This window comes from Phormidesmis sp. 146-12 (genome assembly GCF_052939495.1).
The window spans coordinates 1-10,192 of the sequence record NZ_JBJPHS010000165.1; the positions used below are offsets into that span (position 1 = coordinate 1).

Below are 10,192 nucleotides of genomic sequence, written 5' to 3' on the forward strand. Positions count from 1 at the left end.
GAGCGATCGCTTAACGCTGCAAGCCGTTTGCCTTGTGCCGCTGGATTACTTTCTCACGCCCGACGGTGAAAAATTAGCCGATCTGGTGGCCCAATCTCAGGGGATTTTGGGGGGTGTCGCCTACAGGAATCCCGACATTGAAGCGCAGGTCGATCGCGCCTTCACCCTGGCCAAAGACCGCAAACTCAATCTCGACTTTCACACCGACGAAACCAACGATCCCCAATCAATGACGCTGCGATCGGTCGCTCAGGCAGCCATTCGGCACAAGTACAAAGGAAAAGTGGTCTGTGGGCACTGCTGTAGTTTGTCCGTTCAAGAAGACGTGGAAGCCAACCAAACGATCGCTCTGGTCAAAAAAGCGGGCGTTGGCGTAGTCAGCCTGCCCCTATGTAACCTCTATCTCCAAGATCGCAAACCTGGTCGCACTCCTCGCTGGCGCGGTGTGACGCTGCTGCATGAGTTGAAACAAGCGGGCGTGGCGGTGGCGATCGCTCATGACAACTGCCGCGATCCCTTTTATGCCTTTGGCGATCACGATGCTTTTGAGGTCTTCAATCTGTCGGTGCGAATTGCTCAACTCGATCGTCCCTACGGCGATTGGGTAAATGCGATTACGTCTAACCCGGCTGATCTGATGGGCTTACCCAATGTCGGCAGAATCGGAGTCGGACTCCCCGCCAATCTGGTGCTATTTAAGGCGAGAAGCTACAGTGAACTGCTGTCTCGATCGCAGCACGATCGTCTAGTTCTCCGAAACGGCAAGGCGATCGATGCAACGCTGCCTGACTATAGTGAATTAGATGAAGTGAATTAGATGACTCGAAAGAACTTTGACCTGACGCGCTCCATAAATTGTCTCCCTATTTGGCGATGGAGATTTTGGATACCAATTTCCTACCAAAATCGGCTTAAGATGCAGAAGAAATGTTCACATAGAACGTCTGATGACTTCGACAACTAGCCCCTTTGATCTGAAAGCTGCGATCGCTGACCTTACCGGACTTGATATCATCACCGATCCCAATCAGATTGCCAAACTCTCGCAAGATTACTACACCTTTAGCCCCGTCCTCGTCGAACAATTGACCGGAAAAGTTGGCGGTGTGGTGATTCGTCCTGTTGATGAGGCGGAAGTGATCCGAGTGGCGCAAGTCTGCGTGAAGTACAAAATTCCGCTGACGGTACGAGGCGCAGGAACGGGCAACTATGGGCAGTGTGTTCCTCTCGAAGGTGGCGTGATTTTGGACATGACCCGAATGACCGCGGTGAAATGGGTCAAACCGGGGATGGCGAGAATGGAGGCAGGGGTCAAACTTTCGGTCTTGGACAAGCAGACACGAGAAACGGGCTGGGAAATTCGTATGGCTCCGTCTACCTATCGAACGGCGACGATCGGCGGCTTTATCGGCGGCGGCAGTGGAGGCATTGGGTCTGTCACGTATGGACAACTGCGCGATCGCGGCAATCTGCAAGCCGTTCGGGTGGTAACGATGCAAGACGAACCAAAAGCGATCGAGCTTCGGGGCGATGATGTCTACAAAGTGGCTCACGCTTACGGAACGAATGGCATTATTACGGAATTAGAGGTTCCCCTCGCGCCCGCTTATCCCTGGGCAGAGGCGATCGTGACGTTTCCAGACTTTATGACGGCGGCTCGATTTGGTCAGGCGATCAGTGATGCCGACGGCGTGATCAAAAAGCTGGTTTGCATCTGTGCTGACCCGATTCCGGGCTATTTTGCTGCGCTCAAGAGTTACTTTCTAGAAGGGTCACACTGCGCGTTGTTGATGGTGTCTGAAACCAGCCTTGAAGCCTTAAATGAGTGGGTTAAGGATTTTGGGGGAGCGATCGCCTACCAAAAAACGGCTCAAGAAGCCAGCAAAGGCGTGACCCTCTCCGAGTATTCCTGGAATCACACCACCCTTCATGCTCGCAGTGTTGACCCCACATTGACCTATCTACAAACGCTTTTTCCTGACGACAAACAACTGACCTTGCTCGAACACATGTATCAACACTTTGGCGATGAAGTCATGATGCACCTGGAGTTTTTGCGGGTGGGGGGAGTGGCTCGTCCGGCTGCTTTGCAAGTGGTGCGCTACACAACTCAAGAACGCCTCAACGAAATTATTGCCTACCACGAAGCCAAAGGCGCTTTTATCTTCAATCCTCATACCTATGTGTTAGAAGACGGCGGCATGAAGCAGGTCGATGTCGAACAACTCAAATTCAAAGAAAAAGTTGATCCCTACGGATTACTTAATCCTGGCAAAATGCGGGCGTGGCTAGAGCGATAAAGATTTGCTTGAGAGAAATTGAAGCTGGAACCACTTCTAAAGATCGTTTCTAAAGATCGTCAAAGGGATTGAAGAAATCGAGGCGGGGAGGTTCGCGATCGGCTAACTCTGAAGGCGGTCGATCGTTGCTCCAGGCCCACCAGACGGTTGTACATTGGCACTGATAAAATTCTTGCCATTTTTTGCGATAGTCCTCCAAAAAGACAGGCGATCGGCGATTGATCCAAACTCGCTCTGCTTCGAGACAGGTTTTGTGACAGTTGGGGCAGTGAAACTCATGGGCGTGGACGGCTGATTTAGTCCAAGCGGGCGGCATTGGCTCGAAAGCATCCATGTATCGCGACGTAAGAAGGCTTTGCTTATTATGACCTGTGAATTGGGGGAGAGGGGAATCGGGCTATGAGGAGAAAATTTCTTATCACGTCCAAATAACTTTTGTGTCACCCTTCAGATTTACTGACATTTTCTGTGTTGATCGAAGCATTTTTAGGTATCGTCTAAGGGGCAACGGTTCATCTACCGTAAGGGTAGTCCTCAAGCGCGTTTTGCTCGATCGTCAATAAGGTGCCGCCTCATGGGTTTGCTCAATCTTGTCTCGCTGCTTGGAATTTTTGGTTTGTGTGCGATCGCCTGGTTATTTTCCGAGAATCGCAGTTTGCGGGTGTTTCCGTGGCACGTGGTTGGAATGGGCATTTTGCTGCAACTAATTTTGGGCGCGCTAGTTTTTCTAGTGCCGTTTACGAGAGAAGCGCTGCAAGGCTTTAGTAATCTTTTGGATGGGCTATTTTTGGCGGCAGATACCGGAGCAAATTTTGTGTTTGGTAAGAACATCGTGCCCCTGCCAGACCGGCCTGCCGATGTGAATCTAGGCTATATTTTTGCCTTTCGAGCGTTGCCAACCGTGATCTTTTTCTCTGGTTTGATGGCGCTGCTTTACAACATCGGGGTCATTCAAGTAATCACCAACGTATTTGCTAAAGTATTCTACTCCGTGATGCGATTGAGCGGGGCTGAGGCGTTGAGCGGGGCAGCGAATATTTTTGTGGGCATTGAGGCGGCGATCGTCGTCAAGCCTTATCTTGCAAAAATGACCCGAAGCGAACTCTGCGCCATTCTCGCCTGCTGCTTTGGGACGGCGGCCTCCTCAACGCTGGCAATCTACGTCAGTTTTTTGCGTCCTGTCTTTCCCAACATTTTGGGGCACCTGGTTTCCGCCTCGATTATTGCTATTCCAGCCTGTTTTGTCCTGTCAAAAATCCTGGTTCCCGAAACCGAAATTCCACTAACGGCGGGTGGCATTCCCAGCGAAAAAACGACGCGAGATGAGTTTAATGACGACTTTGACGAAGAAGAATTTGCCCCTCCAGAAACCGTCTCAGGAGAACCGATCGAGCGCGTTAGTCCACTGGATGCGGCGATCGTCGGAGCGTTGGATGGCGTAAAAATGGCGGTGTCGATCGCGGCTGTGCTGATTCTAATTTTGGGCTTAGTCTCGTTGATCAATCAAATTTTTGCAGGGCTGGCTAACATTCCTGGTGTAATTGGACAGTTTTTTGGCATTGTCACGCTAGCCAATATCGAAGGCGCGATGTTTTTGCCTTTCACCTTTCTCACAGGGGTCTCTCTAGAGTGGAATGAGCTTTGGGAATCGTCAGTTATTATCGGCCGCAGACTACTCGAAACGGCCATTCCCCCTTATCAAGCGCTCGCCACCGCCGCCGCCCGCCCTGAAGACCCCTTAAGCGATCGCGCCGTTTTGATCATCAGCTATGCGCTCTCTGGATTTGCTCACCTCGCCTCTGTGGGAATCTTTGTAGGAGGCACGATCGCGCTAATTCCCTCTCGCCGTAAAGACATCTCAGAATTGGGCTGGAAGGCTCTGTTTGCCGGAACCTTAGCAACTTTGATGATCGCCTGTGTCGCCGGGTTTTATGATACCGGAAGCGCCAGCATTCTAGGTGAAAAGCCTGCGATCGTGGCTCCTGCCGCCTCCCCTAAAGCCACCCCGCTGTCCGTCCCCGTTGCTCCCGCCGCTCCCAAAACCCTTGCCCCTTCGCCTCCTGCCCCTCCCAAAGCCACCGCCAAACCGACCAAACCAGCCAAAAAGCCAGCCGCCGCTCCCACCCCTTCACCTCGCTAGAGTAGCGGCGTGATATAGTTTGCGATCGTTCCCCCCCGCGATTCTCTCTGATGCCCTTTTTCAAACTTCCTGATCTCTTTCGACCAATTGTTCCGAGCGATCGTACCCCTGGTTTACGTCGTGCGTATCTTTTAGCAGCTATCTTCTTCACAGCAGTATTGCTGATTTCACTTCATCGCTATTTTGTTTTCTATACATCCTACGATCAAGGACTGTTTAACCAGGTATTTTGGAACAGTTTACACGGGCGATTCTTCCAGAGTTCGCTGACTTCCAATAATTCCATTTCATCAATGGCAGATGGAGCGATTCCCACCGTATCTTTTTTACATTTGGGTCAGCATCTCATTCTAAATTTTCTTCTATGGTTACCGTTGTATGCGCTATATCCCAATCCAGCGACTTTAATTGTGTTGCAGGTTGGGTTAATGGCTGTTGGCGGGCTGTTGCTCTATGCCTTGGCGAGACACTCTCTATCGCCCCAGCTTTCACTCTGGATTACTGGAGGATATTATGCAGCGATCGCCGTTATCAGTCCCACCGTTGCCAATTTTTATGAGCAGTGTCAGATTCCGCTGTTGATGTTTGGCTTATTGCTGGCCCTTGAGAAACAGTCCTGGCGATGGTTTTGGGTGTTGGCGCTGCTTGTCTTAGGCATTCGAGAAGATGCTGGAATCATGCTGTTTGGCGTGGGCGTTTATTTGCTGATTAGTCGGCGGCATCCCAAAACCGGATTCGCGCTTTGCTTGTTGAGCTTTAGCTATGTGGCGATCGTCACGAGCGTGATCATGCCGCAAATCTCAGAGGACAATCCTCGCCTCTACATGGCCGTGCGGTTTCGGCAATTTGTCAATCACGATGAACCGACGACACTAGAAGTTTTGTGGGGCATGTTGACCAATCCGATCGCCCTGATTACCAGCATTTTTACACCCGTCGATCGGCGCTTAATTTATCTCGTTTCTCACTGGCTTCCCGTAGCTTTTGTGCCGATGATTTCTGCGTCTGCCTGGATTGTGAGCGCTCCGCCATTATTGTCCCTGTTTGCCCAATCTGGCGTGTCTGCTCTCTCGATCAATTTGCGCTATGCCCTAGCCGTCGTTCCCGGACTTTTTTATGGAGCGGTGCTGTGGTGGTCACATCATCCCCAGTCCTTTACGCCTAGAGTTCGGCGTTTTTGGAGCGTCTGCATTGCGCTGTCGATCGTGTTCACAATTACCAATAATCCCAATCGAGCGTTTTCATTTGTGATTCCTGATTCCATTCGCCCTTGGGTTTTCGTTCCGATCGCACGTCAATGGGAACACGCCCAGTATATCAATCGTGTGATTGGCGACATTCCCCCAGATGCCAGCGTTTCAGCCACCACGCACCTGATTCCCCAATTGTCGAGTCGCCGAGAAATTATTCGCTTGCCTGCGCTGCAATTGCGTGACGATCGCAATCAGGTGATCCAGATGGAATACGCTGTTGCCGACATCTGGCAGTTACGAGAATACAAAAAAGCCTTTAAAGACACGCTAAGTCATTTTGTTGCCATCGTCCCTGCTCTAGACAAGCTAATTACGACGGGTGAATATGGCATCCTGCGAGCAGAAGATGGGGTCGTCTTGCTCAAGAAAGGAGGGCGATCGTCGATCGAGGCACTAGCAGAGTGGCAAAAACTTAAAGGATGACCAACCAGTATTTCACCGCCTACAGAGCTTATGTTGACCTAAAAGACTGAACTAAAAAGTGAACTTCTTTGCTACAGCTCCAACCGCGGGAGAGCTAACTAAATCTTCCACAAGTGAGGCACTTTGAGCCGGAAATCTTCTCTGAAAGTCCCTCAGAATGAAAGGCGGGAGGGCAGAAGAACCTGAGAACAAAGCGAAAAAAACTATATCGAATTGACGTTAAAAAATGTAGCTAACCTGAGTACGGGTTAAGCCGAAAGCAGCAAATTGTGGTCAAGCACGATAGAAGGCTTCTTGGGTGGATGGCATTGCTTTGCCAGGTTCTGCCAGACATCGCCCTTGTCGGCAACCACCTTGCCAAACAACGGTTGCACCAATCGCGGCACTGCAATTCTTTGTTTCAAACTGCGAGTAATTTTCATGACTAATTGAAAAACCTAAATTCAGTTGTAGACAGCCAACTGTTGCCGACGATGCGGAAAAACCGTGCCGTCACTTGTGGAAAAACACAAAGCACGAATTGATTTGGGCCAGAATCGGACACGCGAACGATGTCAGACAATACGATCCAGTCAGATCCGTTTGAACTCCATTGAATTTGCTTGCCATTGAGATAAGCGGCAACCCCTCCCCAGTTCTGCAAACCACCCCCCCCAACCTGAATCCCCCTGCAAGTGATCGCAGTGGCAAAGGTTGCTTGAATCCATTCGATCGCCCCCGAACTAGAAGCGAAGCCCGTCCCTGGATTGCCATCCGTCAGCGTGGCAAAGCTTCCTGTTAGATAAGAAAGGTTGCCATAGACCGACGATTGCGACACCGTGAAGTTTGTTGTGATCGGCGTTAGGGCTGCGATTGGAGTTGGGGTCAACTGCCCCAAAATCTCTTGAATGCCATTGGTGATCGCCGGATCGGTCTGCACAGTGATGGGAAACTGCCCCAAAATCTGTTGAATGCCCGCGTTGATCGCCGGATCGATTTCCACGTCGATCGGAAACTTCCCTAAAACTTCACTTTGCTTCTGTAGGATTTGCCCCTGTCCAATCGCGATCTGCTCCGCAGTTACCGCAAGGGTCGCCTGAATCGTCTCAATGATCGACACGGGAATTTGAGCCTGAATCGGTTGCTGTAGTCGATCCAGAATTTGAATCTGTCCAGTGGCGATCGCTTGAATGTTGGACGCGATCGCCGGGTCAATCCCTCCCGCTTCTAGCTGCTGTAAGATTTCCTGTTGCCCATTCAAAAGCGTCTGAAGGGCAGATGAATAGTCGTTTCCGTCAACTTCAATGTCACCTTCAAAGACGGAAATTTTGACCAGCCAGCCGAGATTGTAGTCACGGAAGAAGCGATCGCCCGATCGGATCGCCAACCGTCGATCGCCCATCGTTGCCGGGGGGGATTGAAATCGGACGATCTGAGATTCGCTCGTCGTGACGCGGGTAGGAGTCGCAAAAGGTGCCGACCCGTTGCCCTGAGTAATGTCTACGCGCACCTCACCAGGCGGATCGACAAACTCAAATCGAAACCATTCCCCCTCAATGGGAACTGTCCAAGTCCATTGATTTGCAATCTCAATCTGAGCAACCAACCGCCACATATTATTGAACCAGGTTGTTGAGTGAGGCTTCTAAGTCGATCTCTAGTTCAATGCCTAGCTTGACGATCGGGTTCCCATTGGCATTCACCGTGACCACTTTCGAGAAGCTTGTTAGCAAGGGTTGATCGGCTTGTTGACGTTGTTCATTGAGTTGAGTCTGTAATTGATGTAGCGAGTTGAGTAACTTACCCATCGCTTCAATCACGCTCGATTCAGGCGTTAGAGCATCTCCCGTCAGCCGATTGAGATTGAGCATGACGGGTTCTCCAAACCCACGCCAGGTCATCGTTTCATCAGGCAAAACCTGATCTAGTCCAGCAAAATTAATCATTGTAGGTTGTTGATCCTCATTTCAATTCGAGCCAAATCGACTCTGAGAGCCTGTAGCAGTTCTTCCGTGGTGTCCGATTCAGCGCCGATGTACTCCCATACTCCAAGGGTGATTTTGGGCATCCAGCGCATCGCCTCAAATCGATAGCGGTGTTCGGTTGCGAGGCGAGGGAAAATGTGAAGCTCGATCGTATTGAGCGTGATCCGCCGCTTCGCACCATCCAGGACAGACGAACTACTTCCGCTCAAGCCGGGAAAAATCAGCGTGTCATCCAGGGAAACTCCGCCAACTTCCTGATAGAAATAGCCTGCGGTGTTCCAACTTGGAGGGGCTTCTAAATACGAGGCCCCCACTGCCAAAACTCGACTTGCGATCGTGATAGGAAGCTCAATAATGTCGATCATCGGGGCCCTGATTTTGCTCTTAGACTTATCCCCGACATGCTGCTGGTAGTAGATAAGTCTCCAGTTTCCCGCTTCACTCAGGTCAAAATTAAGCACGCCTCTAGCTCCTCTTCCCACGCCTGGGCGACTTCGATCGGGTCGGCGTATTCTTCAGCCAGATAATCGAGGAAGGAATCGGGTTCTATCTCACCGCGCATGAATGCGGCTGTAATAATTGCCCGATCCATCATCGCCTCTACCTCTTCCTGCCACTCGCTTTCAGTTTGCCCTGGATACCAAAGCGCGGGTGTAGCTAAGAGAAGGTCATCCATTAGTTACCGCTTTCCACTAGGGGTAGACGTTCTGGCTCGAACCAAATCCGACCGTACGACCCGCCTACTTCATTTTTCTTGGCATTGGAGACGGTGCCAAATTTTGTACGGACTGAGGCCATCGTCGGGGTAGTGGTGTCCGAGATTGCAGCCGAGAAAGTGCTTTGAGTGCTACTGCCACGGGTGCCACGAGCGTACCGAATATAGGCACGGTTGGAAGCACGAGCGCGTACGACTTGAGGAGACGCATCGGCAACCATTGCGTAGATCCGGTTGGGCTTAAATCCATTAGGAGCTGTTGGATCGCTGCCTGCGTCAGCCAGACCCAAAGCAGCCAATCCCCCAAAGAAAGTCACACCAGATTGAGGCGTTTGGATCGTGAATTCGGTCGAGGGTGCCGAGGTGCAACCGTATTTGACAGAACTCTTGGGACGGCGCTGGGTAGCGGTGCCTTCGGCCCGTTGGGGAGGAACATAAGCCTCACGACGACGGGCTGCCTCCAATTGCTCTTGTAGTTCTCTAGCGGTCTTACGTCTGCTCATAAAATTAGAAAGGTTTGAACGAGTCAACTTGATAGTTCTAGTAATGCCCTACCAGTAAAGGTTTCAGGTCATTTTTTGCGGTCGAGTTAGTTAACTATCTCGGTCAATTTTTGCCAATTCTTAAAAGGTCAGACTTTCACCAGGGCATCTCGTTTAGTGCCTGTGCGATCGACTAACACCACTGGATTCGGTAGTCCGTGGATGTGCAGTTCTGCCCATCTAAACCGCACGTCTGCGCGGGGCCGCCGTCTCATTTTGCGGCGTGACTTGCCATAGATCGTATGACTTCCAGGAACGATCGGGAAGGTTGCTCGACTCTCGTGAACAGTCAGGAAATCCCAATCAGGGGCGTGACTTTGAATGTCTAGAACCTGCTCAATAATCCGCTTTCCTTCAGCTTCGCTGGTGACGAGCAGCCGGAAATCATAGCCACGTTTTTTGTCTAGATAAGTGACCTTCACGCGCCCCTTTTTCCAAATGAATCCACCGGCCGCAGTGAACGCGGATCGAACCCTAGAAGCCAGATTTCTCGCCTCAGAGGGCGTAATTGTCTCAGGGGTCTCTCTGGTTAACCTAAAAGTGATATCGCCTTCAACGGGTGAGAAACCCTGCTCTACGTCTCTCGCATCTTCCAGGAAGTAAAGCCGAATCTGAGGTGCAAATGTGAATTGCTCTTGAAAGGCGATCGACGGCATCCCATAAATAGATCCCTGAAGGTCTGCACCTTTTCGCAAGACGAAATAGAAGAACATTAGTTTATTTAAAGTCTCTAGTGCTGAGTCAGCATCTCGCAACGTAGAAGCAACTCTCAGGCTTCCTCTAGACGTTGTGATATCGTCATCCCAATCGCTGCCCAAGTCGTTGAACTCTTCTCGAACAATACGATTCTGAACT

Annotated in this window: 12 protein-coding genes; 4 read left to right on the forward strand and 8 right to left on the reverse strand. The window is 50.9% G+C overall.

Annotation, left to right across the window (positions count from 1 at the left end):
* On the forward strand, window positions 1–817 hold an 817-nt coding region (locus ACKFKF_RS32650), incomplete at its 5' end, for a cytosine deaminase (RefSeq protein WP_446871558.1).
* Between the two features lie 130 nt (window positions 818–947).
* A complete protein-coding gene (locus ACKFKF_RS32655) occupies window positions 948–2,300 on the forward strand; it encodes an FAD-binding oxidoreductase (protein ID WP_446871559.1) in 1,353 nt (450 codons plus the stop codon).
* A gap of 49 nt (window positions 2,301–2,349) precedes the next feature.
* Here ACKFKF_RS32655 and ACKFKF_RS32660 read toward each other — a convergent pair whose 3' ends face one another.
* The gene (locus ACKFKF_RS32660; protein ID WP_446871560.1) at window positions 2,350–2,634 is read right to left on the reverse strand and encodes a hypothetical protein; all 285 of its coding nucleotides are present in this window, start codon (window positions 2,632–2,634) and stop codon (window positions 2,350–2,352) included.
* Window positions 2,635–2,874: 240 nt separating this feature from the next.
* Here ACKFKF_RS32660 and ACKFKF_RS32665 point away from each other — a divergent pair, with 240 nt between their 5' ends.
* Both ACKFKF_RS32665 and ACKFKF_RS32670 read left to right on the forward strand, forming a co-directional pair.
* Window positions 2,875–4,440, forward strand: a complete 1,566-nt coding sequence (locus ACKFKF_RS32665) for a NupC/NupG family nucleoside CNT transporter (RefSeq protein WP_446871561.1) — start codon at window positions 2,875–2,877, stop codon at window positions 4,438–4,440.
* Between the two features lie 50 nt (window positions 4,441–4,490).
* Entirely contained in the window at window positions 4,491–6,116 is a 1,626-nt protein-coding gene (locus ACKFKF_RS32670) for a DUF2079 domain-containing protein (protein ID WP_446871562.1), read from the forward strand.
* A gap of 248 nt (window positions 6,117–6,364) precedes the next feature.
* Here ACKFKF_RS32670 and ACKFKF_RS32675 read toward each other — a convergent pair whose 3' ends face one another.
* The 7 genes from ACKFKF_RS32675 to ACKFKF_RS32705 form a co-directional block, all read right to left on the reverse strand.
* Window positions 6,365–6,538: a hypothetical protein gene (locus ACKFKF_RS32675; protein WP_446871563.1), complete on the reverse strand. Its 174-nt coding sequence runs from the start codon at window positions 6,536–6,538 to the stop codon at window positions 6,365–6,367.
* Window positions 6,539–6,540: 2 nt separating this feature from the next.
* Entirely contained in the window at window positions 6,541–7,710 is a 1,170-nt protein-coding gene (locus ACKFKF_RS32680; RefSeq protein WP_446871564.1) for a discoidin domain-containing protein, read from the reverse strand.
* A gap of 1 nt (window position 7,711) precedes the next feature.
* Window positions 7,712–8,041 carry a hypothetical protein gene (locus ACKFKF_RS32685; protein WP_446862524.1) on the reverse strand — a complete coding sequence of 110 codons (330 nt, stop codon included), beginning with the start codon at window positions 8,039–8,041 and terminating at the stop codon, window positions 7,712–7,714.
* Window positions 8,038–8,541 (reverse strand): hypothetical protein, encoded by a 504-nt coding sequence (locus ACKFKF_RS32690; protein ID WP_446871565.1) that lies wholly within the window; start codon window positions 8,539–8,541, stop codon window positions 8,038–8,040. The genes ACKFKF_RS32685 and ACKFKF_RS32690 overlap by 4 nt, the downstream gene beginning before the upstream one ends.
* Window positions 8,523–8,756, reverse strand: coding sequence for a hypothetical protein (locus ACKFKF_RS32695; RefSeq protein ID WP_446862521.1), 234 nt, complete (start codon window positions 8,754–8,756; stop codon window positions 8,523–8,525). The genes ACKFKF_RS32690 and ACKFKF_RS32695 overlap by 19 nt, the downstream gene beginning before the upstream one ends.
* Window positions 8,756–9,298 (reverse strand): hypothetical protein, encoded by a 543-nt coding sequence (locus tag ACKFKF_RS32700; protein ID WP_446871566.1) that lies wholly within the window; start codon window positions 9,296–9,298, stop codon window positions 8,756–8,758. Before ACKFKF_RS32700 ends, ACKFKF_RS32695 begins: the two co-directional genes overlap by 1 nt.
* A 128-nt stretch (window positions 9,299–9,426) precedes the next feature.
* Window positions 9,427–10,192: hypothetical protein (locus ACKFKF_RS32705; protein ID WP_446871567.1), on the reverse strand; the 766-nt coding region annotated here is incomplete at its 5' end.